Annotated in this window: 18 protein-coding genes and 2 tRNA genes; 12 read left to right on the top strand and 8 right to left on the bottom strand. The window is 70.1% G+C overall.

The features are described 5' to 3' along the window. Nucleotides 1-4,037 precede the first annotated feature (4,037 nt). The 8 genes from FM110_RS10130 to rpmH all read right to left on the bottom strand — a co-directional run bounded on the left by FM110_RS10130 (nt 4,038) and on the right by rpmH (nt 10,686). A complete protein-coding gene (locus tag FM110_RS10130; protein WP_087104638.1) occupies nt 4,038-5,825 on the bottom strand; it encodes a ParB/RepB/Spo0J family partition protein in 1,788 nt (595 codons plus the stop codon). Between the two features lie 93 nt (nt 5,826-5,918). Further along, nucleotides 5,919-6,800: a ParA family protein gene (locus tag FM110_RS10125; protein WP_087104651.1), complete on the bottom strand. Its 882-nt coding sequence runs from the start codon at nt 6,798-6,800 to the stop codon at nt 5,919-5,921. Nucleotides 6,801-6,924: 124 nt separating this feature from the next. Then, nucleotides 6,925-7,662, bottom strand: coding sequence for a 16S rRNA (guanine(527)-N(7))-methyltransferase RsmG (gene rsmG, locus FM110_RS10120; RefSeq protein WP_234992232.1), 738 nt, complete (start codon nt 7,660-7,662; stop codon nt 6,925-6,927). Nucleotides 7,663-7,807: 145 nt separating this feature from the next. Next, a complete protein-coding gene (locus tag FM110_RS10115) occupies nt 7,808-8,560 on the bottom strand; it encodes a Jag family protein (protein WP_234992221.1) in 753 nt (250 codons plus the stop codon). Between the two features lie 67 nt (nt 8,561-8,627). Then, complete coding sequence (gene yidC, locus FM110_RS10110; protein ID WP_087104636.1) at nt 8,628-9,719, bottom strand: membrane protein insertase YidC; 1,092 nt, start codon at nt 9,717-9,719, stop codon at nt 8,628-8,630. Nucleotides 9,720-9,798: 79 nt separating this feature from the next. Beyond that, nucleotides 9,799-10,083, bottom strand: a complete 285-nt coding sequence (gene yidD, locus FM110_RS10105; protein ID WP_087104635.1) for a membrane protein insertion efficiency factor YidD — start codon at nt 10,081-10,083, stop codon at nt 9,799-9,801. Next, a complete protein-coding gene (gene rnpA, locus FM110_RS10100) occupies nt 10,080-10,502 on the bottom strand; it encodes a ribonuclease P protein component (RefSeq protein WP_087104634.1) in 423 nt (140 codons plus the stop codon). Before rnpA ends, yidD begins: the two co-directional genes overlap by 4 nt. 46 nt (nt 10,503-10,548) lie before the next feature. Then, nucleotides 10,549-10,686, bottom strand: coding sequence for a 50S ribosomal protein L34 (gene rpmH / locus FM110_RS10095; RefSeq protein ID WP_087104633.1), 138 nt, complete (start codon nt 10,684-10,686; stop codon nt 10,549-10,551). Nucleotides 10,687-11,039: 353 nt separating this feature from the next. Between rpmH and dnaA the strand changes: the two genes are divergently transcribed. From dnaA to FM110_RS10040, 12 genes are all read left to right on the top strand, one after another. Next, nucleotides 11,040-12,677: a chromosomal replication initiator protein DnaA gene (gene dnaA / locus FM110_RS10090; protein WP_087104632.1), complete on the top strand. Its 1,638-nt coding sequence runs from the start codon at nt 11,040-11,042 to the stop codon at nt 12,675-12,677. A gap of 631 nt (nt 12,678-13,308) precedes the next feature. Further along, a complete protein-coding gene (gene dnaN / locus FM110_RS10085; RefSeq protein ID WP_087104631.1) occupies nt 13,309-14,433 on the top strand; it encodes a DNA polymerase III subunit beta in 1,125 nt (374 codons plus the stop codon). 139 nt (nt 14,434-14,572) lie between these two features. Beyond that, nucleotides 14,573-15,862: a DNA replication/repair protein RecF gene (recF, locus tag FM110_RS10080; protein ID WP_087104630.1), complete on the top strand. Its 1,290-nt coding sequence runs from the start codon at nt 14,573-14,575 to the stop codon at nt 15,860-15,862. After that, nucleotides 15,856-16,572: a DUF721 domain-containing protein gene (locus FM110_RS10075; RefSeq protein ID WP_087104629.1), complete on the top strand. Its 717-nt coding sequence runs from the start codon at nt 15,856-15,858 to the stop codon at nt 16,570-16,572. Before recF ends, FM110_RS10075 begins: the two co-directional genes overlap by 7 nt. A 142-nt stretch (nt 16,573-16,714) precedes the next feature. Beyond that, nucleotides 16,715-18,232: an anthranilate synthase component I family protein gene (locus FM110_RS10070; protein ID WP_200810218.1), complete on the top strand. Its 1,518-nt coding sequence runs from the start codon at nt 16,715-16,717 to the stop codon at nt 18,230-18,232. Beyond that, on the top strand, nt 18,229-18,810 hold the full coding sequence (locus FM110_RS10065; protein ID WP_087104628.1) for an anthranilate synthase component II: 582 nt from the start codon (nt 18,229-18,231) through the stop codon (nt 18,808-18,810). The genes FM110_RS10070 and FM110_RS10065 overlap by 4 nt, the downstream gene beginning before the upstream one ends. Before the next feature lie 639 nt (nt 18,811-19,449). Then, nucleotides 19,450-21,450, top strand: coding sequence for a DNA topoisomerase (ATP-hydrolyzing) subunit B (gyrB, locus tag FM110_RS10060; protein WP_234992231.1), 2,001 nt, complete (start codon nt 19,450-19,452; stop codon nt 21,448-21,450). Between the two features lie 106 nt (nt 21,451-21,556). Next, nucleotides 21,557-24,439: a DNA gyrase subunit A gene (gene gyrA, locus FM110_RS10055; RefSeq protein WP_087104626.1), complete on the top strand. Its 2,883-nt coding sequence runs from the start codon at nt 21,557-21,559 to the stop codon at nt 24,437-24,439. Nucleotides 24,440-24,442: 3 nt separating this feature from the next. After that, nucleotides 24,443-25,054, top strand: coding sequence for a DUF3566 domain-containing protein (locus FM110_RS10050; RefSeq protein WP_087104625.1), 612 nt, complete (start codon nt 24,443-24,445; stop codon nt 25,052-25,054). A 134-nt stretch (nt 25,055-25,188) separates the two neighbouring features. After that, nucleotides 25,189-25,262, top strand: a tRNA-Ile gene (locus FM110_RS10045). 21 nt (nt 25,263-25,283) lie between these two features. Further along, nucleotides 25,284-25,454: a DLW-39 family protein gene (locus tag FM110_RS14615; RefSeq protein WP_159458040.1), complete on the top strand. Its 171-nt coding sequence runs from the start codon at nt 25,284-25,286 to the stop codon at nt 25,452-25,454. 70 nt (nt 25,455-25,524) lie between these two features. Next, nucleotides 25,525-25,597, top strand: a tRNA-Ala gene (locus FM110_RS10040). Nucleotides 25,598-26,090 lie beyond the last annotated feature (493 nt).

Raw genomic sequence — 26,090 nt, 5'->3', positions numbered from 1 at the left:
CCTGACCGGCCCGTGTCTGGCACCGACGATCCCACGAGTGCGCGTCCCCGGTTGCTTCGGGACGAGGTGCCGAGCGAGGATCTGCTCGGCGCCCTGCAGGTCAGCGTCGTCCCCACGTGGGTACGGCTCGAGCGAGCTCGGGCGCACCGCGCCGATGACGACCGCACCGCTGCATGGCAGGAGACCTCGCGGCTCGAAGGTGCTCGTGCCAAGCACGAAGTGGAGAGGACCATCTTCACCGCCAGCAGCACAGCGACATCCACCCACGGGCGCGCGCCGCTGAACGCCGGCCCGTGGCACGGGACCACCGACCACGACACGACGGGCACAGGGGACAGCCCGTCCTCGGGCAACCCTTCCTCGGACAGCACATCCCCGGACAGCCTCGGTGCACAGACCTGAGCGGGATTCCCGTTACGGGGGCAGGCCCATACATGCACCCGTGATTCCACGTCGTCACCCGTCGGCGTGACTGAGCCCGCATCCATCCCCGCGTCGATCCGCACTCAGTCGGGAACGGGATCGCGAAGGGCAGCGGAAAGAGGTGCGCACGACGCTCATGTCGGGACTGTCGTCCCTACTTTTCCTGTGGAAGGTGTGCTGACGAGTCGAGCTATTGTCCACACGGTTTTCCACAGCCCGCGCACACTGTGGACTGCTGGTGAGGAATGTGTCACATAATGGGCTGTGACCTGCAGGAATGTGTCTCTGCGTGGCTCCGGAGCGCACCACCTGAATCGAGGACCGCATCCCCGCGGTGGAAAAGAGCGCTGCGTTCCTCTCCTCGTCATCCACAGCGTCATCCCCGAGGGGGACAACGGCATGACGGGGCGAACTCCCCGTTGACGCAGCGGCAGTAAACGACATCATCGGTCCGGCGACGGTGTCCTTGCGGATCGCCTGCTCACGGAAACCCCGATGGGGATGCCACCGATGGGTTGCGGTCCCACCCCACGGCACGGAGTCGGGACATCACGGCTTCGGCATCATTGCCGCGTTTCCCGTGGAACCTCTTCGGCTCGGCGCTTGACACGGGCGATGGGCACACGCGCCCCATCCGGCTGCTCTGATTACACCCGGGCCCACCCGTCGGGTGTCCGCTCTGCTTGTCCTCACCGGGTCTCCGCAGCGGGCTTCCGCACCGGGTATCGCAATCCCATCCTTGCAGGCCGCCGAGCCGGCACAGACCGGCGCAGCTGACGGACAAAGACAATGCGAGCCACGCTCCAGAATTCCTCGTTCCTCCGCGCACGGGGTCCGACGGAGCCCCCTCGCTTCCGTGTTTCACGCGAAACCTCCACCGTCGGGCGGCATTTCGGGTCCCCACGCCACGGCTCGGAGCGAGCGAGCGAAGGCTCCGGTCTGCACAAGCGGAAGTTCTGGTCTGCGACTGAGGGCCAGTGCTACACCACCGCTGCGGGCTAGCCGTCGGGCCGACCGTGCCGCCTCGGCTATCCGCCTGCACATGTGGATCCGTCGACATGAGATCGGCACGCGGCGCGGCATTCCCCTCCCTTCCTGCGGCAAGCACATGGGATGTCTCGATGGCCGCGTACAGCATGTTTCACGCGAAACACGGTGTGGATCGCCGCTGGCCGCCCGTCCGTCAAGAGGGATGACGTGGTCTATGCCCCCTCCGGCGGCCTTGTCACGGGAAGTGAAGCGCAGCGGTGCTCAGCAGCGGCGATGATCTCGACGTGACCACTGCTCTGCGAGCTCGTCGCGAATGCCTCCTCGTCGGCAGAACGTCGTATCGCCGGTCGAGCACCGCCGTCAACCCACCTCGGAGGTGCAGGCAGTGCGGCCGGTGTATGGACGCGGAGATGTGGCGTCGCGCGGGCACGGGTGCGTGGACGTCACCAATCCCTGTGAAGCGTCGAGGGGCCACTTGCTTCACGTGAAACGTGGGTCCGGCATCTTGGGCAACGCACCGTCGTTAGGACATGACGAGAACGGGACCCGACGTACATGCCGAGAACGAGACCCGCCAGCGCGGCGTGTGACTCCGCATCGACAATTGATCAGGTTTCACGTGAATCACTTCGTCTGCGCCCGACTGTCTCGCGTACCGCAGGTTGCGCCACTGCACGTGGGCGAGCACTCAGGATTCGACACGGACACAAGACATGGCAACGTGGCGTGGTTGTTTCACGTGAAGCCCAGAGGCACTTCACGCCGATGGGATCGTGAGCTGCTCCGCCGCGATGGGGTACGAGGGAGCGTGAATGCGAATGGCACAGCTCAATACCCCGGTTTCACGTGGAGCTTGCCTTGGAACACGTCGCGGTGTCGGCGGCGGGTGCCTAACAGCAGCTCTCTCGGTTCAGCCGCGCCGCAGTCCGGCCACAACGGACACCTGTGTACAACGATGGCGTCGTAGACGTCAAGCACCAACAGCGAGGGCCACCGCGTGCTTCACGTGGAACACATCCAACAGGTTGTCGATACTTCGCTCAGAGCGAGAGGGAGGAGCTAGCGGGAGGGGTAAGAGCGCGGAGCAAGACAATGGGCGCCGACACCCCACTCTCATCTGCGGGGTCCAGCGGTCGGGAGACGCGCAAGCTCGGAGGTCGGTCGAGTCCGGGCTGCGCTAGCCCGGAGTGCGTCCGCCACTAGTCCCGTGATATTTCGTGACGGAATCCCCGGGGCGTCTCCGCACGTCGAGGGCTTCTCCAGGATCCTTCATTCCCCGCGCTCCGTTTCACGTGAAGCGGCGGGTCGCACCCCCGGCGAATCCCTGGATGGCGGCGTGCGTACTGCTCCCACTACGGCGGGAGAGGTTTGACAGGGGCGCAAGGGTGTGTCTGGCGTCACAGTGCAGCGCCTCGGCACGCTCCGTCGCCGATGTTTCGCGTGAAACATCCTCACAGCCACGGTGCTCACATGCTCGCGAGCGCGGGGTGCACTACGAAGACGCCTGACAGTGACAGGACACTCGGTGGTGCAGCCTGGCCCGGCATCTCGTCCCGCACGGTTGTTCGTCGTCCCGCTCGGTGCTTCCTCGGGCGGCGCCGTTCCGACACACACTCTGTTTCAGGAGGCCGTATCAGCGGGGCGTTCGGCCCTCCCGACCACACACGTCACAAGCCCGTACTCACCACGATCCGGGCCGCGCAGCTGTCCGACTCACGCAGGGCGGGGTCGAGTCCTCTTGAGCGGTGGCCGTCCATCGTTCGATCATCTGCCGGGCAACGGGGCACGCCTGCGGTACCGGAGGAGCGTCGGCGTGCTGGAACAGAGCAGGGGCACCGGAGCGCGACCGGTTCGCGCCGCTTCGCTGAGCTCCCACCCGACTGACGAGCTCCACAGTTCTGCGATCTCAGGCCCCAGGCAGCCAGGGGGAGGCCACCCGGACGACAAGGGCGATGCGGAGGGAGTGCAGCAGGCGAGCCGCGCCGCGGCACAGGAACTTGACCCACAGGGCATGCGGCACCGGGGCCACCCCGTCGTCTTCCGAATCCTCCTGCCCGGCGCCCGGCCCCCGACGCGCAGCATCCAGCGCTCGACACCCGATGGTCCGCAATCAGCGCCCAGTGCACGTCAACGGCAACTGCTCCAGGCTGGCACTGCCGCGGTGACGCGGTCTAGCGGTCAAGGGCCGTGAATGATGCTGTTATGGCACCGTGTCTCGCCGCAGCGCGGTGGAATCCAGCGCATCGCGCCCTCGCTTTCGGGAAGGGTGCGGCTCGCTACCGGGAGGGTACGGAGGAAATCTGCCCTCTGCGCAACCGCGTCGGCCACGCCGGGACGGGGCTCACCATCGCGGCCCCGCAGTGCTCCGCCCCGGGGTAGTGACGAGGGAACGGGCAACGCCTCCTCGCGACTTCCAGCGTGGCCGGAGCGCATTCCTGCGGAGGCGGCGGGCCGGCGGTGCTGGTGCTGGCATCGAACGATCGGCGATCGGAATGCCCCGGCGTCCATCCGCGCGTAGGGGTCGGGGATGTGGATCGCGGGAACGGAGTCGTCCAGCAAGCGCGCCCCTACCCCGCGGCGCACCGAACACGTCCACCGCCTGCCGCATCAGCGCGGCCGGTTGCTCACTCCTGGTGGGAGGTGGCCTCCGAGCCCTCAGCGGCATCGGAGCGGTACTCCTCGATCCCCAGGCGGTCCATCAGACGCTCGAGGTCCTCCAGGTTGGTGAACTCGAGCGTGATCTTGCCCTTGCGCTTGCCCACGTCGATGCGCACCGGCGCCTCGAGACGGGTGGAGAGCCGACTGGTGTAGTCGACCACGCGGGGATCGTACGAGGTGCGGCGCGGGGTCTTCGTCGCCGCTGCGGGCTCGACGCCTCGCGACACCAGACGCTCGACAGCGCGGACGGACAGACCCTCCGCGACGATCCGCTGGGCCAGCTCCTCCATCAGCGCGGGACTGTCGAGGCCGAGCAGGGCGCGCGCATGACCGGCCGACAGCGCGCCCGACGCGAGACGACGCTGCACGAGCGGGGGGAGCTTCATCAGGCGCAGGGTGTTGGAGATCTGCGGACGAGAACGACCGATGCGCTCGGAGAGCTCGTCCTGGGTGCACCCGAAGTCCTCGAGGAGCTGCTGGTACGCCGCGGCCTCTTCCAAGGGGTTCAGCTGGGAACGGTGGAGGTTCTCCAGGAGGGCATCGCGCAGCAGGTCGTCGTCGGTGGTCTCCCGGATGATCGCGGGAATCGTCACGAGGCCGGCCCGGCGGGCGGCGCGCCAGCGGCGCTCGCCCATGACCAGCTCGAAGGACTCGCCCGTGTCCGTGGCGGGGATGGGGCGGACGACGATGGGCTGCAGCACGCCCACCTCGCGCAGGGAGTAGGCGAGCTCATCGAGGGCGTCCTCGTCGAACTGCGTGCGCGGATTGCGCGGGTTCTCCCGGATCTCATGGATCGGGATCTCAGCGAACTCGGCACCGGGGACGGGCAGCAGGTCCTCGCGGCCGGAGTTTTCGGTGGCAGGGCCGTCGCTGTCCTCCGGGGCACCGTGCTCCGGGTTGTCGTCCTCCGGAGCGTCGTCCTCGGGAGCCGGAGTCTCCAGATCGTCGGCTGCAGCAGCCTCCGCGGCGGGCTCGGTCGGCTCAGTCACGGCATCCGCGTCCTGGGCGGACGCGGTGCCTGCCTTGTCCATCGCAGCACCGTCACCCACCGCTCCGGCATCGTCCACGTCAGCGTCCGGCGCAGCAGCCCCGTCACCCGCAGGCGCGGTGTCGTGATCCGAGAAATCGGAGGCATCAGCCTGGGCCGGACGACGGGAGCGGGCCGGAGTCGGCGTCACGCGCTCGACCTCGACGGCGCTCTCGAGCGCGCTCTCCTCGGGGGACACATCCTCCGGCGCCGCAGTCTCGGGTGCAGCGGTGGCGGGCTCGGGGGTCGCACCAGCGGGCGTCGTTGACGTCGAGCGGGGAGAGCGCTTCGTCGCAGCCGTCTTCCCTGCATCGGCCTTCCCCGCAGCGGTCTTCGCCGGGGCCTTCTTCGCGGGCGCCTTCTCCACGACCGCCTTCTCCGCAGCAGCCTTCTTCGCCGGGGTCTTCCCCGACGCACGACGCTCCGCGGCGGCCCGCGCCATCGCCCCGGCCACGTCGCGGCCCGACCCGGCGCGACCGCCGGTGCGCTCCGCCGCCCCCACGGGGTCGCCCGAGAAGAACATGTCGACGGGTCGGCTGCTCGCCCCGGCCTCGCCGGGCTCGGGCGCGGTGCGCGGGTGGCTGCGCGTGCGCAGGCCCGCCGCGTCGGCCTCCGCAGGGCTCCGATGCTCCGGGGCGGGGGAGGGTGCCGAGGGGCGCGCCGCCGGGCTGCCGGCCCCCGGGATCAGGGCACCGAGTCCACGGCCGAGGCCACGCTTCTGCGTCATATCCGTCCTTCACCAGGCGATATGCGACCGGAGGACCGGCCGCGGGCGGAGCAGCGATGTCCCGCCGGGGATTTCCGTTCGGCTCCGGGAGGCTCAGTGAGCGGTGCGGAGGGAGAGCTCGCGCGCGGCGGCTCGATACGCCAGCGCACCGGAGCTCGTCGGGTCGTACGAGAGTACCGTCTGCCCGTAGCTCGGGGCCTCGGAGATCCGGACCGAGCGCGGGATCGTCGTCTCGAGCGTCTGCTCCGGGAAATGCTCGCGCACATCCTCGGCCACCTGCGAGGCCAGACGGGTGCGGCCGTCGTACATCGTCAGCAGGATCGTCGAGACGACGAGCTCCGGGTTCAGATGCGCCCGCAGCAGATCGATATTCTTGAGCAGCAGCGTGAGGCCCTCGAGCGCGTAGTACTCGCACTGGATGGGGATGAGCACCTCACGGGCCGCGACCAGGGCGTTGACCGTCAGCAGGCCCAGCGACGGCGGACAGTCGATGAGCACGTAGTCCAGGCGCTCGGCCCCGCTCTTGGCGTGGTCCGCCAGGAAGTCGCGGATCGCGCCGCGCAGGCGGTTCTCGCGGGCGACCATCGCCACCAGCTCGATCTCGGCGCCCGACAGATCGATCGTCGCCGGCGCGCACCACAAACGCTCGATGTCGGGGCAGGGCTGGACCACCTCGGCCATCGGACGCGATTCCACGAGCACCTCGTACATGCTCGCGACCTCGGCGTGATGGTCGATGCCGAGCGCGGTCGAGGCGTTCCCCTGCGGGTCCACGTCGATGACCAGCACGTTCAGCCCGCCCATGGCCAGGGCCGCGGCGAGGTTCACGGTGGTTGACGTCTTGCCGACGCCGCCCTTCTGATTGGCGACGGTCAGGATGCGGGTGGTCTCCGGGGCATCGAGCACGAGTCCCTCCAGCTCTCGACGACGGGCATGGTCCTGGGCGAGGGCCTTCATGATCGGGCTGTCGCTCATCGCCGCCGCATCGGCGGCCAGCGGTGACGATGCGGCACGGGAGGAGCGGCCGGCGCCGCGGGCTCCCCGCGAGGCGCCCTCTCCCGTCGCGGGGCCCTCTCCCGTCGCAGGGCCCTGGGCGGACTCAGCGCGTGCGGCCATGGCGGGCTCCTCTCGATGTCGTCGTGCGCGAGGCATTCTTCCTCGCAGCGGGCTTGCCCTGCGCGTCCCGCCCCGATCGCCGGGCGCCCGCGACGGGCGCCTCCGGGCGCTCGGCGCGGCGGACCGTGACCACTGTAGTGGGAAGCTCGACCTCGCCCTCCCCGACCACGTGAACCTGGGGATCCAGGCCGCCGAGGCGCCGCAGGGTCTTCTCCGCGGCCTCGATCTCGGTGGCCGCGGAGCTCCCCTTCATCGCGAGCAGGTGCCCGTTATCGGCCACGAGCGGCAGGGTCCACCTCGCCAGCTTGTCCAGGGCCGCGACGGCCCGCGCCGTCACGACGTCGAAGGTTCGCTGCCCGTGCAGCTCCTCGGCTCTCGCGCGCACCACCTCGACCTGAAGGCCCAGCGCCACCGAGGCCTCCTCGAGCCAGGTCACGCGGCGCTGCATCGTCTCGATGAGCGTCACGCGCAGGTCCGGGCGGGCGATCGCGATGACCAGCCCGGGCAGGCCGGCTCCGGAACCGACATCGGCGAGGGTCCGCGCCTGCGCGGGCAGTGCGTCGACGAGCAGCGCGCAGTTGAGCACGTGGCGCTCCCACAGACGGTCCACCTCGCGGGGGCCGATCAGCCCGCGCTCTACGCCGTGGGCCATCAGCAGTCCCGTGAAGCGCTCCGCGAGTGCCAGGCGGTCGCCGAACAGGCGCTCGGCGAGCGGGCGCAGATCCGCGGGAACGGGCGACGGCGTGCTCGTGAGCGCTGCGGCGGGCCCGGACGCGCGACCGGCGGGATCGTCGGACGATGCGCGGGTCCCGTCAGGAGCCGTGCGCCGTCCCGTCCCCGGACCGTCGGAAGCCATCACGGGAGGGTCAGGACGCCGGGAAGATGACGACGTGGCGGCCCTTGCCCTCGCCCTCGGACTCCGAGCGCAGGCCCTCGCGCTTGGCGACGTCGTGGACCACCTTGCGCTCGAACGGGTTCATCGGACGCATCGGCACCGGCTCCGAGCCCGACGTGGCCTCGGCCACGGCCTGGGCGGCCAGCTCCTCGAGGCTCGAGCGGTGCTCGGCGCGGAAGCCGTCGATGTCGAGCATGAGGCGCGAACGGTTTCCGGTGCGGGTCTGCACGGCCAGGCGCGACAGCTCCTGCAGGGCGTCCATGAGCTCGCCCTTGGGCTTGTTCAGGCGCGAGAGCTGCTCGGAGCCGCGGATCTCCACGGAGGCGCGATCGCCGTCCACGTCGATGTCGATGTCGCCGTCGAGGTCGGCGATGTCGAGGAGCTCCTCGAGGTAGTCGGCGGCGATGTCGCCCTCCTCCTCGAGCCGCTTCAGGCGGTCCTCGCGGGACTCCCCGGCGTGCTCGTCGTCCGCGTCCGTCGCGGCGGCGGGTTGGGAGGGGTCCTCGTCGTCGTCCTCGTCGATCGGCACCTGCTCCTCGTCGGCGTCGGCCTCGGCGAGCCGACCCTCCTCCGGGGCGCCCGCCTCGGCGGTCTCGGCCCCGGCCTCACGGGCGGCGGACAGCTCGCGCGCATCGAGGGCGGACTCCGCCGCGACCTCCTGCGGCGTCTCCTCCGTCGTGTCCGGAGCGGTCTCGGGGGCGATCTCGGGCTGGTTCTCGGTCATGCCTGGTCCTCCTGGACTGGACGGGGCCCTCCGGCGTCGCATCAGGGGTGCCGGGGGCGGGGACGGATCAGCGGTTCTTCTTCGACTTCTTCGAGCGCTTCGACGAGCCCGAGGTGGTCACGCCCGGCACCTCGCCCGCGGCCTGGGCGGCCTTGCGGCGCTCCTCCTGTGCCTTGGCGCGGGCGGCGCGGGCCTGCTCGAGGCGCTCCGCGTCGGAGAGCTTCTTGCCGCCCTGCGCCTTTTTCGGCTGCACGCGGATGGGCTGCGCCTCGATCGGCTCGGCCTTCTTCTTCGGGGTGAAGTCGATGGGCTCGAGGCCCTTGCGGGCGCGCTTCTCGTTGACGCGCTTCTGGTACTCCTTCTCCGCCTCGGAGCCGGGAGTGGGGCTGTTGCGGATGATGATCCACTGCTGCACGAGGGTCCACACGTTCGTGGTGAGCCAGTAGACGAGCACGCCGATGGGCATGCCCGGCCCCGAGATCACGTACACGAACGGGAGCATGTACAGCATCATCTTCTGGGTGCTCGCCATCGGGCCCTCGAGGGCCGACGCGGGCATGTTGCGCATCGTCAGCTCCTTCTGGGTGATGAAGGTGACGGCGCACATGAGGGCGATGATGACGCCCGCGAGGATCTTGGTGGACAGGCCCGCGCCGTCGGTCAGGAAGCTGTCCGAGATGGTCGTGGCGCCGACGATCACGGCGTTGTGGGCGCTCTTGGCGAGGTCCTGCGAGAGCGGGCCGAAGCCCTCGGCCGTCTTCGCCGCCTCGGGGAGCTTGTAGTAGAGCATCCGGAAGAGCGCGAAGAAGATCGGCATCTGGAGCAGGATCGGCAGGCACGAGGAGAACGGGCTCGCCTTGGCCTCGCGGTAGACCGCCATGGTCTCCTCGGCCATCGCCTGGCGCGACGCCTGGTCCGTCTTGCCCTTGTACTTCTTCTGGATCGCCTGCAGCTCCGGCGCGACCATCTGCATCGCGCGCGAGGAGCGGATCTGCTTGACGAACAGCGGGATGATCGCCGTGCGGATCACGGCCGTCAGGCCCACGATCGACAGCAGCCAGGTCCACCCGGAATCGGGGTCCATGAAGAGCGAGAGCAGCGAGTGGAACTGCACCATGATCCACGCGACAACCCACTCGATGGGGTAGAGGATGTTCATCGGCCTGGTCTTCCTGCCGTCGGTAGGCGCATGACGGTCATGCGATGTGACGGCTGCGGGTGGTCGGTCTCGGACAAGACTAGGGGGTCGGGCCCTCGGGCCCTCCCCCAGCGGAGCGGAGGCGAGGGTTGGTCCACATGCCCGGGGCGGGCACGGGGTCCAGACCCCCGCTCGACAGCGGGTTGCAGCGGCAGATCCTGCCCGCTGCGAGCAGGCTCCCCTTGACGGCGCCGTGCCGGCGCAGCGCATCCATCGCGTACTGCGAGCAGACGGGGTGGAAGCGGCAGGCCGGCGGCGTGTACGGGGAGATCCCCACCTGATAGGCGCGGATCGGCAGGCGCAGCAGGCGCGAGGCGAGGCTCATGATCGCGTCCCCGTCGGCGATGCCTGAGGCGCCGAGGTCGGATCCGGAGACGCCGCCGGGCTCTCGGTGCGGCCGCGCAGCTTCCTCGCGGCCGCGGCCATCGCCCCGGCGACCTCGTCGGCGAGCTCCGCGAAGGGGACGTCCTGGATGCCGGGGAGCGTGCGCACCACGCAGGTGGATCCTGCGGGCAGCAGGTCGAGGCGAGGGCGGACGATCTCCCGCAGACGGCGGGTCACGCGGTGGCGGACCACCGAGTTGCCCACCTTCTTGGACACGACGAATCCCACGCGGGGGCCCTCCGGCGTCTCCGGGAGGAGGGCCAGATGGACGACCACGTGGGATCGGGCGGCGCGCACGCCCTGACGGGTGGTGCGCCGGAAGTCGTCACCGGAGGAGATCCGGTGCCGCGACCAGGTCACGGGTGCCCTGCGGGGGCTGGACGAGCAGAGCGCCGAGCGGCGGGGCTCAGGCGGAGAGCTCGGCGCGGCCCTTGGAGCGGCGCGCGTTGATGATCGCGCGGCCGGCGCGGGTGCTCATGCGGGCACGGAAGCCGTGCTTGCGGGCGCGGCGGCGGTTGTTCGGCTGGAACGTGCGCTTGGTCATGACATCTCCTCAGACAGGCACGCGGACCGGGGCGGTCCGCGATCGCGGTGGCGGGCGGCCGGCCGCACCGGGCGGGCTTCTCCGGGCGCGCCGAAGGCGCCGCATCCTGGGGAAGTCACCGCGCTCCTGCGCAGCACAGACTGATCGAGTCTAGGCGGGGCCTTCGGAGGGGTCAACGGAATCATCGGACCCCCGGGGAGATGTGGTCGGTTTCTCACCGGGTCCCAGCGGGTCCGCCTCCGGTCGTGCAGGTCGGGCCGGGCGACCCCAGGATTGTGGACAGCGTTGTGCCTTTCTCCCCCATCCTGTGGAAAACTATCGGGGACATTAGCCCGCGACCCCGGAGCCACCACATGGACGAGAACGACGTCGACCTCGACGCGACCTGGGACGAGGCCCTGCGCATCCTGCGTCGCGACGAGACGGTCTCCGAGCGCGTCATGGCGTTCCTGACCCTGTCCCGCCTGATGGGTGTCGTGGCGGACACTGCCCTGCTCGCGGCCCCTTCGCCCTGGGCGAAGGACGTGTTCGAGCAGCGGATCCCGGTCGCGCTGCGAGAGGCGCTGTCGGAGACCACCGGGCGCGACACCCGCTTCGCGGTCACCATCGACGAGTCCCTGCTCTCCAACGGCGACGACGATCCCGTCCCCTCCCCGAGCACGGGCTCCGGTCGCCCCCGCACCGCTGTGGACAACACTGTGGAGAGCACGGCACCGACCGCACCCCCGAGCGCTCTTCCCCCCGTCTCCGCAGGTGATCGGGCACGCGAGGACGACGCTGTGACCCACGCCGCCTCCTCCCGCGCCGACCGCTCCGCCGCGGCTCCCGCGGACACCGCACCCGTCCTCGGCTTCCCGTCGCCGAGCACCGCATCGCCCTCCCCGGCGCCCCGTCGTCCCGAGCCCTCCGTTTCGGACGACGGCTCGACCCTCGGCTCGGACTCCCGGCTCAACGCCAAGTACACCTTCGACACCTTCGTCATCGGCTCCTCCAACCGCTTCGCCCAGGCCGCGGCCTCAGCCGTCGCCGAGGCGCCCGCGAAGGCGTACAACCCGCTGTTCATCTACGGCGGCTCCGGACTGGGCAAGACCCACCTGCTGCACGCCGTGGGCCACTACGCCCAGAGCCTCTACCCGGGTATCGAGGTCCGCTACGTCAACTCCGAGGAGTTCACGAACGACTTCATCAACTCCATCCAGTCGGGCCAGTTCGGCAAGGCGCAGGAGTTCCACCGCCGCTACCGCGACATCGACATCCTGCTCATCGACGACATCCAGTTCCTGCAGCGGGCGCCCGAGACGATGGAGGCGTTCTTCCATACGTTCAACACGCTGCACAACGCCGACAAGCAGATCGTCATCACCTCGGACCTGCCGCCCAAGCAGCTCGGCGGCTTCGAGGACCGCATGCGCTCGCGCTTCGAGATGGGGCTCATGACGGACGTGCAGCCGCCGGACCTCGAGACCCGCATCGCGATCCTGCGCAAGAAGGTCCAGATGGAGGGGACCCAGGAGGTCCCGCGCGATGTGCTCGAGTACATCGCCTCGCGCATCTCCTCGAACATCCGCGAGCTCGAGGGCGCGCTGATCCGCGTCCAGGCCCTGCACTCGCTCTCCCGGCAGCCGATGGACGTGTCGCTGGCGGAGTCCGTGCTCAAGGACCTCCTGGCCCATGACAACGGCGCGGAGATCACGGCGCCGACGATCATCGCCCAGACAGCCAGCTACTTCGGGCTCACCGTCGACCAGATCACCGGCGGGGCTCGCACCCGCACCCTCGTCACGGCGCGGCAGATCGCGATGTACCTGTGCCGCGAGCTCACGGACATGCCGCTCATCCGCATCGGCCAGGAGTTCGGCGGCCGCGACCATACGACGGTCATGCACGCCAACAAGAAGATCTCCGAGCTCATGAAGGAGCGGCGGGCGATCTTCAACCAGGTCACCGAGCTCACGGCGCGCATCAAGAACTCGTCCTCCCAGCAGGGCTGAGCAGACACCCCGGCGGCCGATCCTCGTCGTCGATCGCAGGGTGGGATGAGATCAGGGGACCGACGGCGGAAGGGGATCACACGGCCGGTCAGCCCTCGTCTGTCCCCAGTGTGAACAACGCTGTGGACAATGTGGAGTCACGGAGCTTTCCCCACGACGCCATGTGGATTCCCGATGAACGCCGAGAATCCGCAGAGCGTCCTCCTCCACAGGGCATCGACAGCGCACGGGCACTCGTGCACGTGCCTCTGTGACCGTTCTTTCCGGCGCCCACCTGCGACGATGCGGGTTCTCCCCAGAATCGACAGCCGTGAAGAGGATGTCTGTAGTTCTTGGAGCACGGGGGATGTGGATGGGGGCGGGGGCGCCGAGGGATGCGGGGAGCGAGGGCCGGAGGGAGCACGGACGATGAGGATCTCCGGGTCCGTGAGCGAGCGCGAGTCACGATCGTCCCCGAGTCAAGGACTCGATTCGGCGTGTCGTCCACGAGCGGGCTACTGTGGGCATCCGCGCGAGGTGGCCGGATCCCCAGAATTCCCGTGATCCGCACCCGTGCCGTGCGAGCGCATGAGATCGTGCTCGCGACCCCCTGACAGACCACAGCTCGACCACTTGCGAAGGAGTGGCAACGGTGAAGTTCCACCTCGATCGCGGCGTCCTCGCCGACGCCGTCTCCTGGGCCACCCGCACCCTCCCGGTCCGGCCCGCGATGCCCATCCTGCAGGGCGTGCGCATCGTCGCCGACGCGAGCGGCGAGCTGCAGCTGTCGACCTTCGACTACGAGGTCAGCGCGCAGATCACGCTCGCCGCCGAGGTCGACCAGCCCGGCGAGGTCCTCGTCCAGGGGCGCATGCTCTCCGATATCGTCCGAGCGCTCCCGAACAAGAGCGTCTCCGTGGCCCTCGAGGGCACGAAGCTGCAGGTCACCTGCGGCAGCGCCCGCTTCGCGCTCGCGACCCTCCCCGTCGAGGAGTACCCGCAGCTGCCCGTCATGCCCGAGGTCGCCGGCACCGTCGACGCCCACACGCTCGCCGAGGCCATCGGCCAGGTGACCGTCGCCGCGTCCAAGGACGACACCCTGCCGCTGCTGACCGGCGTGCGCATGGAGATCGAGGGCGAGAAGGTCACCCTCATGGCGACCGACCGCTACCGCCTCGCGCTGCGCGAGCTGACGTGGAACCCGGCCTCGCCGTCGGCCGAGATGACCGCCCTGGTCCGCGGCCGCACCCTGCAGGAGGTCGCCCGCTCCCTGTCGACCGGCGCGAGCGTCGACATCGCCCTGGCCGACGATTCCGCGGCCCACCTCATCGGCTTCGAGTCCAGCGGCCGCCGCACCACCTCGACCCTCGTAGACGGCGACTACCCGCCGGTGCGCCGCCTGTTCCCCGATCACACGGCCATCACCGCCGTCGTGGCGACCGCCCCGCTCATCGAGGCCGTCAAGCGCGTCTCCCTCGTGGCCGAGCGCAACACCCCCGTCCGCCTCTCCTTCACCGAGGGGCAGGTGGCCCTCGAGGCCGGCGCCGGCGACGACGCCCAGGCCTCCGAGGTCCTCGAGGCGCAGCTCGAGGGCGAGGATCTCGTGGTCGGATTCAACTCCGGCTTCCTGCTCGACGGCCTCGGCGCGCTGGGCACCGACTTCGCCCGCCTCACCTTCACCGACTCGATCAAGCCGTCGGTCATGAGCGGCCAGGACTCGCTCGAGGGCAGCCCGGATGCGTCCTACCGGTACCTGCTCATGCCGATGCGGATCTGACGTCGGCGCAGGTCGCAGCGCACATCACGGAGGACGGGAGGGCCTGCGGCCATCCCCGTGCGCATCGTGCCGGGCACGTTGGGCACGCTGAGACGACGGGCACCTGGTCGGGACGGATGGAGACGAGGAGGGACGCGGCATGGAGCTGACGGCCCTCCACCTCACCGACTACCGCTCCTACCCCCGCCTCGAGCTCGCCCTGAAGCCCGGGGTGACCGTCTTCGTCGGCCCCAACGGGCAGGGCAAGACCAACATCGTCGAGGCCGTCTGGTACCTCGCGACCCTCTCGAGCCACCGCGTCCCGCACGATGCCGCCCTCGTCGCGCGGGGACAGCAGACCGCGATCGTCCGCGCCTCCTTCCTCCGCGCCGGTCGCCCCCTGCAGGTGGACCTCCAGATCACCCCCGGGCGCTCCAACACCGCTCGGGTCCAGGGAGCGGCGCTCTCGCGGCTGCGGGACCTCCTCGGCGAGGTCCGCGCCGTACTCTTCGCCCCCGAGGACCTCTCGCTGGTCAAGGGCGACCCCGACGGTCGACGCCGCTTCCTCGACGAGCTCCTCTTCGAGATCGCCCCCCGCTTCGCGAGCGTCAAGGCCGACTACGACCGCGTGCTCAAGCAGCGCTCCCACCTGCTCAAGCAGATGCGGTCGATGAAGCGCGGCGGCAGCGGCCGCAGCGTCGGCGGCCTCGACCCCGCCGAGACCGCCGCCTCGACCCTCGAGGTGTGGGACACCCAGCTCGCCGGCCTGGGCGCGGAGCTCACCCGCGCCCGCATCCACCTGGTCAATCGCCTGCGCCCGCATCTGGGCTACTCCTACCTGCGGGTCGCCACCGACGAGGGCGCCGAGGCGGCCCTCGACCTGTCGCCCGAGGACCGCGGCACGGTCGACTCACCCGCCGACATCGGCTACCGCGGGGCCGTGGTCGACGCCCTCGGCGCGCCCGACGGGACGCTGCCGTCGACCCTCGAGCTCCGCGACGCGCTCCTGGCGATCATCGCCGAGCGCCGCGAGGACGAGATCGACCGCGGCGTGAGCCTCGTGGGACCCCACCGCGACGACCTCGAGATCCGCTTGAACGACTTCCCCGCCAAGGGCTATGCGAGCCACGGCGAGTCCTGGTCCCTCGCGCTTGCCCTGCGCCTGGCCAGCTACGACCTCCTGCGCCTCGAGGAGGGGGACCTGGGCGACGGCGAGCCGATCCTCATGCTCGACGACGTGTTCAGCGAGCTCGACGCCCACCGCCGCGAGCGCCTGGGACGGATCATCACCGGCGCCCGCCAGGTGCTCATCACCACCGCCAACGACTCCGACATCCCCGACTCCCTCGAGGGGGAGATCCAGGTGGTGGACGTGACGCGGGGCAGCGCCGTCGTGCGCGAGGGAGGGTTCCGCCGCGGCATCGCCGACACCGGGAGCGCCGCATGGTGAGCCCCGACCCGTACCGGGCGCCGAACCCCTACGACCTGGGGACGTGGCGGCGAGGCGGGCCCGACGAGCGCGCCGATGCGAGGGCGGTCGGCCCTGGCGATCGCGCGGAGGATGAGCTCGGGGCCACCGCCGGGCGTGCGGGAGAGGACGAGACCGACCGCATCAATGCCTGGGATCCGCCGGACCTGCCGCGCGACCTCGTCGACCCCTTCGAGCTCGCGCGCCGCACCGTCAACCAGTCCCGTGCGGCCGCACGGGACCGCGGCCTGTTCCCGATCTCCGCGAAGACCCAGGCCCGGGACCTGCGCGATCGCTCCGGCAGCGCCCCCGGCTACTCCGGTGCCCGTCCCGACCCGCGCGACCCGCAGGGCATCCAGAACGTGCTGCGGCGCGTGCTCGGCTCGCTGGGCTGGGAGGAGGGGATGAGCTCCGGCCGCGTGCTGGAGGAATGGGACCAGATCGTCGGGGAGGAGATCGCTGCGCACTGCCGCCCCGTGAGCCTCGATGCGGGCGTGCTCCGCGTCAGCGCGTCCTCGTCGGCCTGGGCCACGCAGATGCGGATGCTGACCCCGCAGATCATCACCCGCATCCACGAGCACGTCGGGGCCTCGGTGATCTCCGAGCTGACGGTGACCGGTCCCGCCGCGCAGTCCTGGAAGAAGGGACGGCGCACCGTCACCTGGCGCGGCCCGCGTGACACCTACGGCTGACCCGCGCTCCGGTGATCCATCCACCCCGTGATCCGGCCCTGCGCTGCCCCGATTCCCGCCCCGCTGGGCGGACGCGCCCGGGTCCGCCCCATCCCACCTGCCACAATGGCCAGACCGCCCCCGTCCAGCAGAGGACCGACCCGTGACCTCCCCGAACACCGCCGCCCCCGCGCCCGGAAACAGCCCGATCGCCGGCACAGCGCGCTGCACCGTCGAGCGCCGCACCCTGTCCCCGGTGGCCCCCCTCGCGGCCTACCGCGCCCTGCGCGACGCCTTCGGCGCCGAGCACGCCTTCCTGCTCGAGTCCGTCGGCGGCCCCGCCACCGACAACCGCGTGTCGCTGGCCGGCCTCGCCGGTCGCGCCGAGGTGACCGTGACGCGCGGCGTCGTCCGCGTGAGCGGACAACCGGACCTCCGCGAGGCCCTCGAACGCATCCTCGACGCCTCCGGCACGATCGAGACGGTCGACGGCCAGCGCCGCCTCGTCGACGACGACGCCCTGTTCCGCCTCCCCCAGGCGCTCGGGGCCGCGCTGGATCCGGGTGATGAAGCGTCCCGCGAGAACCTGGCGCTGTCGCTGCTGTCGGTGTTCGGCTACGACGCCGCGCGTTACGTCGAGAAGCTGCCCCGTACGATCGCCGACCTGCCCGATGCCCCGCCGGATGCCGTGTTCGGCATCGTCGACGCCCTGGTGACGCTCGACCCCGCCGGCGCCCGCCTGGCGGTCGTCGCCCCCTCGGCCTGGAGCGGCATCGACGGCGAGGCCGTGGCCCGCACCCTCGAGGCCGCCGCGTGCCTGCCGCTGGGAGGCGACGCCCCGCAGGTGCCCGAGCCCGACGAGGTCACGGACGACATCACGCGCGAGGACTACCTCCCGCGCGGCGAGCGCTGCCTCGAGCACATCCGCATCGGCGACATCTACCAGGTGCAGCTCGGGCACTCGCTGACCGTGCGCACGCAGGCGACGCCGCTGGCGGTCTACGAGCGCCTGCGGGAGCGCAACCCCTCCCCGTACATGGCGCTGCTGCCCGCCGCCGGGTACACGATCGTGTGCGCGAGCCCCGAGCTGTTCGTGCGCGTCGAGGACGGCCGCGCCGTCATGCGCCCCATCGCCGGGACCGCCCGCCGCGGCGGCGACGAGGAGGCCACCAAGGCCGAGCTGCTCGCGAACCCGAAGGAGCGGGCCGAGCACATCATGCTCGTGGACCTGTGCCGCAACGACTTCGGACGCATCTCCCGGCCCGGCACCCTCGACGTCGAGACCCTCATGACGATCGAGACGTACAGCCACGTCTTCCACATCGTCTCCCAGGTCTCGTGCGAGCTGGCCGACGACGCCGACGCCTACGACGTGGTGCGCGCGTCCTTCCCCGCCGGCACCGTCTCGGGCGCCCCGAAGGTGCGGGCGATGGAGATCATCGAGGACCTCGAGACGTCCCGGCGCGGCTTCTACGCGGGCGCCTTCGGCCTGATCGGCACCGATGCGCGCGAGGCGCTGCTGGGGCTGGCGATCCGCATGGCCGTCCACCGCGACGGGGCCTTCGTGCTGCGGGCCTCGGCCGGCTTCGTCGCCGACTCGGACCCCGAGGCCGAATGGAACGAGACCCTCAGCAAGCTCGCCTCGACCTACTGGGCCGTCGCGGGGAAGGAGATCCGATGAGCGTCGTGCTGATCGACAACTACGACAGCTTCGTCCACATCATCGCCCAGTACCTCGCGGAGCTGGACGAGGAGCGGACCGTGCTGCGCTCGGATCCGGGGAACATCGCCCGCATCGAGGAGCTCGACCCCGACTACCTGGTGCTGGGCCCCGGCCCCGGCCACCCCGTCGACTCCGGGCACGTGGAGCTCGTCGAGCACTTCGCCGGGAAGCTGCCGATCCTGGGCGTGTGCCTGGGGCTGCAGGCCATCGGCACCGCGTACGGGGCCACCGTCTCCCCGGCCGCGCACATCATGCACGGCAAGACCTCGACGATCGAGCACGACGGCCGCGGCGTGTACTGCCGCGAGCCCGGGACCACCCGCGAGGTCACGCGCTACCACTCGCTGATTATCGAGGAGGCGACGATGCCGGCCGAGCTCGAGGTGACCAGCCGCTCCCTCGACGACGGCTACATCATGGGCATCCGCCACCGCGAGCTGCCGATCGAGGCCATCCAGTTCCACCCCGAGTCCGTGGGCACGCACGAGGGCATCGAGTTGCTGCGCGGCTTCCACCAGACCTACGTGGCGCCGTAAGTCGCGCTGCCCGGGGAACCTCACCGAGATCGAGGATTCCTGACGAGATCCGCCCGTCCCCGTCAGGAATCCTCGATCTCGGCGGGTGTTCGGAGAGGGGGGAAGACTCGGTGAGCGTCCAGGCGGCGAGGAATCGCGCGGTGGATGCTCGAAGGGCCAGGGGTCCGGTGACGCACGTCCGGATGGTGAGGCCTCGGTGGCGGAGGCACCTTCGCCCAACGGCCCCGCAGACGCGTCAGGAGCCCCGGGACCATACGGGCCCTCGTCGACCCTCCTGCTGAGACCTCCCAGGGCCCGCCGCGGCCCGCGCAGAGGCATGTCCCACATGTCCCGGCCCTCAGAACGGAGGCCGATCGGGGTCGGAACCCCGCTGGATCGGATAGAATCGAGCAGGTTCGGCCTCGCGCGCGCAGGAGGCACCGCGCACGCGGCGCCCCAGGCCTGCTCTCCGGCTGGACCGCCCGCCAGCCCGCGGGGACGGCCATCGGCCGCCTCGCGGGTCACCAGATCCCGAGGAGTTACCCCTTCGTGAGCGAGAACCCCCAGCCCAGCGGCGAGAACGAGACCGACGGCGCGAGCATCCCCGCCGACGCAGCGCCCGTCGCCCCCGCAGTCACCGCTGAGGACCCGCACGACGCGATCCTCGAGCAGCACTACGAGGCCTCGGACATCACCGTCCTCGAGGGCCTCGAGGCCGTCCGCAAGCGTCCCGGCATGTACATCGGCTCCACCGGCGAGCGCGGCCTGCACCACCTCGTCTACGAGATCGTCGACAACTCTGTCGACGAGGCGCTCGCCGGCCACGGCGACACCATCGAGGTCACGATCCTGGCCGACGGCGCGATCCGCGTGGTCGACCACGCCCGCGGCATCCCCGTGGACATGCACCCGACGGAGAACAAGCCCGCCGTGGAGCTGGTGCTGACCGTGCTGCACGCAGGCGGCAAGTTCGGCGGCGGCGGCTACGCCGTCTCCGGCGGCCTGCACGGCGTCGGCTCGTCCGTCGTCAACGCCCTGTCCTCCCGCATGGAGGTCGAGATCCGCCGCCAGGGCCACGTGTGGCGCCAGGCCTACCGGCGCGGCGTCCCGGAGGCCCCCCTCGACAAGGGCGAGGAGACCGAGGAGACCGGCACGACCATCACCTTCTGGGCGGACCCGGAGATCTTCGAGACCACCGAGTACGACTTCGAGACCCTCCGCAAGCGCTTCCAGCAGATGGCGTTCCTCAACAAGGGCCTGCAGCTCTCCCTCACGGACGAGCGCCCCCAGGAGGAGGAGCAGCCGCTCGACGACGTCGCGGAGGCCGACGGCACCGCCCCCGCGGAGGAGAAGGGCCCCAAGTCCGTCACCTACCGCTACGAGGACGGCCTCAAGGACTTCGTCGCCTACATCAACAAGGCCAAGCGGGCCGACGTGATCCACCCCGAGGTGATCGACTTCGAGTCCGAGGACACCGAGTCGATGATCTCCGTCGAGGTCGCGATGCAGTGGACCACCGCCTACTCCGAGTCGGTCCACACCTACGCCAACGTCATCAACACTCACGAGGGCGGCACCCACGAGGAGGGCTTCCGCTCCGCGCTGACCGGCATTGTCAACCGCTACGGACGCGCCCAGGGGATCATCAAGGAGAAGGACGCGAACCTCACGGGCGAGGACATCCGCGAGGGCCTGACCGCCGTCGTGTCCGTGAAGCTGGCCGAGCCGCAGTTCGAGGGCCAGACCAAGACGAAGCTGGGCAACACGATCGCCCGCACCTTCGTCTCCAAGGTGATGACCGACCAGCTCGGCGCCTGGTTCGAGTCCCATCCGAATGAGGCGCGCGACATCGTCCGCAAGGCGCAGAGCGCGGCGATGGCCCGCGAGGCCGCCCGCAAGGCCCGCGACGCGACCCGCCGCAAGTCGCCTCTCGAGACCGGCGGCATGCCCGGCAAGCTCAAGGACTGCCAGTCCAACGACCCCTCCGAGTGCGAGGTCTTCATCGTCGAGGGCGACAGCGCCGGCGGCTCCGCCGTCATGGGCCGCGACCCGCGCACCCAGGCGATCCTGCCGATCCGCGGCAAGATCCTCAACGTCGAGAAGGCCCGGCTGGACCGGGCGCTCGACAACCAGGAGATCCGCTCGCTGATCACGGCGTTCGGTACCGGCATCGGCGAGGACTTCGACGCCACGAAGCTGCGGTACCACAAGATCATCCTGATGGCCGACGCCGACGTCGACGGCCAGCACATCTGCACGCTGCTGCTGACGCTGCTGTTCCGCTACATGCGCCCGCTCATCGAGCTGGGGCACGTGTTCATCGCGATGCCGCCGCTGTACCGCCTGAAGTGGTCCAATGCGCCGCACGAGTACGTGTTCAGCGACTCCGAGCGCGACGCGAGCCTGGCCGCGGGCCGCGCCGCGGGCAAGCGGATCCCCAAGGACAACGGCATCCAGCGCTACAAGGGCCTGGGCGAGATGGACTGGAAGGAGCTGCAGTCCACCACCATGGACCGCGCCGTCCGCACCCTCAAGCAGGTCACCGTCGACGAGGCCGCCGACGCCGACGCCGTCTTCTCCGTGCTGATGGGCGAGGACGTCGAGTCCCGCCGCCGCTTCATCCAGGAGAACGCCAAGGACGTCCGCTTCCTCGACATCTGACCCGTCTCCGAGACCGCGCGACCGGGGCCCACGAGCCCGCCCGTCGGCCCCGGCCCGCCGCGACCTCCCCGCACCGCACGCCTGACCCGAAAGGCAGCACCCCCGCATGAGCGACACCCCCCTCGGTCCCACCGGCGACCCCGAGACCACCGGTCCGAGCTCGACCCCCGGCTCGGGCGAGATCCCCGCGGACGGCGAGGCCGCAGGCGTCGGCCTGTCCAGCGCCGCCGCCGGCTCCGCCGCGCCCGGCCCCAGCGCCGAGGAGAAGGGCCTGGACCCGCTGACCACGCTCGTCGACCCCGTCGACGAGGGCGACCACGTCACGCATGTCGACCTCAACCAGGAGATGCAGCGATCCTTCCTCGACTACGCGATGAGCGTGATCGTGGACCGCGCCCTCCCGGACGTGCGGGACGGCCTCAAGCCCGTCCACCGCCGCATCGTCTACGGGATGTACGACGGCGGCTACCGCCCCGAGCGCTCGTTCTCCAAGTGCGCGAAGGTCGTCGGCGACGTGATGGGCAACTACCACCCGCACGGCGACTCGGCGATCTACGACGCCATGGTGCGCCTGGTCCAGCCGTGGAACATGCGCTACCCGCTGATCCTCGGGCAGGGCAACTTCGGCTCGGCCGGCGATGACGGCGCCGCCGCGAACCGCTACACCGAGTGCAAGATGGCGCCGCTGGCCATCGAGCTGGTGCGCGGGATCGACGAGGACACCGTCGACATGCGCGACAACTACGACGGCACCCTGCAGGAGCCGGCCGTCCTGCCCGCGCGCTTCCCGAACCTGCTGGTCAACGGGTCGGCCGGCATCGCCGTCGGCATGGCCACGAACATCCCGCCGCACAACCTGCGCGAGGTGGCCGACGCCGCCCAGTGGCTGCTGACGAACTACGAGGCCACGAAGGAGGAGCTGCTGGACGCGTGCCTCGCGCGGATCCAGGGCCCCGACTTCCCGACCGGCGCGACGATCCTGGGCAAGAAGGGCATCGAGGACGCCTACCGCACGGGCCGCGGCTCGATCACCCAGCGCGCCGTCGTCTCCACGGAGGAGATCGGCGGGCGCATGTGCCTGGTGGTCACCGAGCTCCCGTACCAGGTCAATCCCGATGCGCTGGCCCGCAAGATCGCCGAGCAGGTCAAGCTGGGCAAGCTGCAGGGCATCTCCGACATCCGCGATGAGACCTCGGGCCGCACCGGTCAGCGCCTCGTGCTCGTGCTCAAGCGCGACGCCGTGGCCAAGGTGGTGCTCAACAACCTCTACAAGCACACGCAGCTGCAGGAGAACTTCTCCGCGAACATGCTGACGCTGGTCGACGGCGTGCCGCGCACCCTGTCGATCGACGTGTTCGTGCGCGAGTGGGTCAACCACCAGATCGACGTCATCATCCGGCGCACCCGCTTCCGCCTGCGCAAGGCCGAGGAGCAGATCCACGTCTACCGCGGCTATCTCAAGGCGCTCGATGCGCTGGACGAGGTCATCGCGCTGATCCGCCGCTCGCCCGACGCCGATGAGGCCCGCACGGGGCTGATGGAGCTGCTGGACATCGACCGCGTGCAGGCCGATGCGATCCTGGGCCTTCAGCTGCGCCGCCTGGCGGCGCTGGAGCGCCAGAAGATCATGGAGGAGCACGACCGCCTGGCCGCGCTCATCGAGGAGTACAACGCGATCCTGGCCTCGGACGCCCGCCAGCGCGAGATCGTCTCCGAGGAGCTGGCCGAGATCGTCGACAAGTACGGCGACGACCGCCGCACCCAGATCGTGCCCTTCGACGGGGACATGTCCATGGAGGACCTGATCCCCGAGGAGGACGTGGTCGTCACGATCACCCGCGGCGGCTACGCCAAGCGCACCCGCACCGACCAGTACCGGGCGCAGAAGCGCGGCGGCAAGGGCGTGCGCGGGGCCTCCCTGCGGGCCGATGACGTGGTGGAGCACTTCTTCACCACCACCACGCACCAGTGGATCCTGTTCTTCACCAACCACGGCCGCGTCTACCGCGCCAAGGCGTACGAGCTGCCCGAGGCGCCCCGTGACGCGCGCGGCCAGCACGTGGCGAACCTCCTGGCGTTCCAGCCGGAGGAGCACATCGCCTCCGTGCTCGCGATCTCGAGCTACGAGGACGCCGAGCACCTGGTGCTCGCGACCCGCCGCGGTCTGGTGAAGAAGACCCCGCTGACGGCGTTCGACTCCAACCGTTCGGGCGGGATCATCGCGATCAACCTGCGCGAGGTGGAGACCGATCATGGCACGAAGACGGATGAGCTGGTCGCGGCGCGCGTGGTGAACTCCGATGAGCACCTCATGCTCGTCTCCCGCAACGGCCAGAGCGTCCGCTTCCCGGCCGCCGACGACGTGCTGCGCCCGATGGGACGCGCTACCAGCGGCGTCACCGGCATGAAGTTCCGCGGCGACGACGAGCTGCTGGCGATGGACGTCGTGCGCCCCGGGAGCTTCGTGTTCACCGTGACCGACTCCGGCTTCGCCAAGCGCTCGCCGATCGAGGACTACCGCATCCAGGGCCGCGGCGGCCTGGGCATCAAGGTGGCCAAGCTGCCCGACGACCGCGGTCACCTGGTGGGCGCCGCCGTGGTCGACGAGACCGATGAGGTGCTGGTGGTGATGGAGCGCGGCAAGGTGGTGCGCTCGAAGGTCGAGGGCGTGCCGGCCAAGGGCCGCGACACGATGGGCGTCATCTTCGCCAAGCCCGACAAGAAGGACCGGATCATGCTGGTGGCCGTCTTCGCGGAGTCCGAGGAGGACCTCGACGAGGATGCGGAGGGCGCCGAGGGCGTGGAGAGCGCTGAGGGGGCTGCCGCCGACGGCGCGGTCGATCCTGCGGCGGAGACCATGCCCGGGGATGGCCCGGATATGCCGGGGAAGGGCGCTGCGGATGCTCTAGTCTCGGGTGAGTCCGAGGACGATGCGGACTCCGACAGCACCGACGACGACACGGTCGACGACACCGAGAACGAGGAGTGATCCGTGGCTTCCACCAGCAGCAGCCGCACCTCCGGCGGCACGCAGGGATCCTCCGGCGACGGGAAGAAGGGCGCGCGGGGCGGCTTCGCCTCATTCACCGCTGACTCCGACGCCGACCGCGAGGCGCTCGCGACGAGCTCGTCGACCGACGCGAAGTCCGCGAGCTCGAAGGGCGGGGGCGGAACGGGCGGCGCAGCGAAGAGCGGTGCGGGGAAGAGCGGCACCGGGAAGTCCTCGGCCTCCCGCACCGGTCGCGGGCCTCGCCGCATCCGCCTGACCCTCGCCCGGCTAGACCCGTTCTCCGTGATGAAGCTGTCGTTCCTCATCGCGCTCGCCATCGGCATCGCGACCGTGATCTGCACGGCGCTGCTGTGGGGCGTGGTCGACGGCATCGGCCTGTGGGACAAGATGAACTCGCTGGCCAGCGATCTGAACAACGGCAAGCCGCTGAAGTTCATGGAGTTCTTCGAGTTCTCGAAGATGATCTCCTACTCGGTGATCATCGCCTTCGTGAACCTCGTGATCATCACGGCACTGGGCACCCTCTTCGCGTTCCTGTACAACATCGTGGCCGGCCTGCTGGGCGGCCTGAAGATGACGTTCACGGACGAGTAACCGGTGCGTCGCCTGTGACGTCGCGTACAAGCCCGGGGACCGGTTTGGCGCGCACGTCACGGAGGCGGTAGCATAGTGCGTCGGCGGAAGCATCCGGAAGATCCTCGGATCGGTCGCGGTGAACCCGTCGATGGGGGCCTATAGCTCAGTCGGTTAGAGCGCTGTCCTGATAAGACAGAGGTCACTGGTTCAAGTCCAGTTAGGCCCACTCCCAGCATCGGAGGATCTGATGAAGAAGCTCCTGACGTCCCTCCTGCTCCTCGCAGGCTCCGCTGTCGCGGGCCTGCTGGTCTGGCGCAAGGTCGAGGCCGACCGCACCGAGGACCTCTGGTCCCAGGCCGAGTCGCAGTTCGCAGACCTCGATGCCGCCCCGCAGGACGCCGAGCACGTCCGCTCCTGAATCTCCCGCAGTCCGGCATCGCCCTCGCGATGCAGCGCCGATGGCGCACCTGCCGCTCCGCGCGGCACGAGGGGCCTTGGCGCAATTGGTAGCGCACCTGCTTTGCAAGCAGGGGGTTACGGGTTCGAGTCCCGTAGGCTCCACCCCACGCACAAGGCTCGAACCCTTGCCAATGGAATCGTTGGCTCGGGTTCGGGCCTTGTCGCTGTCCTGAACCCAGTCGAGGGCGTTAGCGTTGACCTGCGGATCGAGGAGCATCTCAAAGGGCCGGTTGTACTCGACGCGCAGCTCGTTGTCCTCGTCGATGTAGACCTTGGTGAAGAACGCCTGGTTGCACAGCCGCCGGTTGGTGTCGTCGCAGCGCGTGTAGATGTCGGCGCAGTTGGTGAGCAGTCCGAGGGCGTCGTCGAGGTGGGCGCGGGCGTCGGCGTAGTCGCCGAAGTGCGCATCGATGCGGCGGTTCACTTGGTCGAGTTCGGCGATGATCCGGTCCTGTTCGCGCTTGAGCACGGAGAGCGGGATCTCGTCGGCGGCGATGTCAAGGCGTCGAAGCAACATGGGGCTCGCCGGCGAGCAGTCGAGCGAATGCCTCGGTGGGCGTGAGATAGCCCAGTCGGCGGCGGGGTCGATTGTTGA

The sequence above is a fragment of the Brachybacterium nesterenkovii genome (genome assembly GCF_900163655.1).
Lineage (GTDB): Bacteria > Actinomycetota > Actinomycetes > Actinomycetales > Dermabacteraceae > Brachybacterium > Brachybacterium nesterenkovii.
The sequence above is the reverse complement of the archived record's forward strand: the minus strand, read 5'-3'. Positions and strand labels throughout refer to the sequence as shown.

Excerpts from the sequence above, each read along its gene's own strand:
- gyrA (WP_087104626.1), top strand. The coding sequence starts at position 21,557 with ATGAGCGACACCCCCCTCGGTCCCACCGGCGACCCCGAGACCACCGGT.
- rpmH (WP_087104633.1), bottom strand. The coding sequence starts at position 10,686 with ATGACCAAGCGCACGTTCCAGCCGAACAACCGCCGCCGCGCCCGCAAG.
- FM110_RS10115 (WP_234992221.1), bottom strand. The coding sequence starts at position 8,560 with ATGACCGAGAACCAGCCCGAGATCGCCCCCGAGACCGCTCCGGACACG.
- recF (WP_087104630.1), top strand. The coding sequence starts at position 14,573 with ATGGAGCTGACGGCCCTCCACCTCACCGACTACCGCTCCTACCCCCGC.
- FM110_RS10125 (WP_087104651.1), bottom strand. The coding sequence starts at position 6,800 with ATGAGCGACAGCCCGATCATGAAGGCCCTCGCCCAGGACCATGCCCGT.
- FM110_RS10130 (WP_087104638.1), bottom strand. The coding sequence starts at position 5,825 with ATGACGCAGAAGCGTGGCCTCGGCCGTGGACTCGGTGCCCTGATCCCG.
- yidD (WP_087104635.1), bottom strand. The coding sequence starts at position 10,083 with ATGAGCCTCGCCTCGCGCCTGCTGCGCCTGCCGATCCGCGCCTATCAG.
- dnaA (WP_087104632.1), top strand. The coding sequence starts at position 11,040 with ATGGACGAGAACGACGTCGACCTCGACGCGACCTGGGACGAGGCCCTG.
- yidC (WP_087104636.1), bottom strand. The coding sequence starts at position 9,719 with ATGAACATCCTCTACCCCATCGAGTGGGTTGTCGCGTGGATCATGGTG.
- FM110_RS14615 (WP_159458040.1), top strand. The coding sequence starts at position 25,284 with ATGAAGAAGCTCCTGACGTCCCTCCTGCTCCTCGCAGGCTCCGCTGTC.
- FM110_RS10075 (WP_087104629.1), top strand. The coding sequence starts at position 15,856 with ATGGTGAGCCCCGACCCGTACCGGGCGCCGAACCCCTACGACCTGGGG.
- FM110_RS10065 (WP_087104628.1), top strand. The coding sequence starts at position 18,229 with ATGAGCGTCGTGCTGATCGACAACTACGACAGCTTCGTCCACATCATC.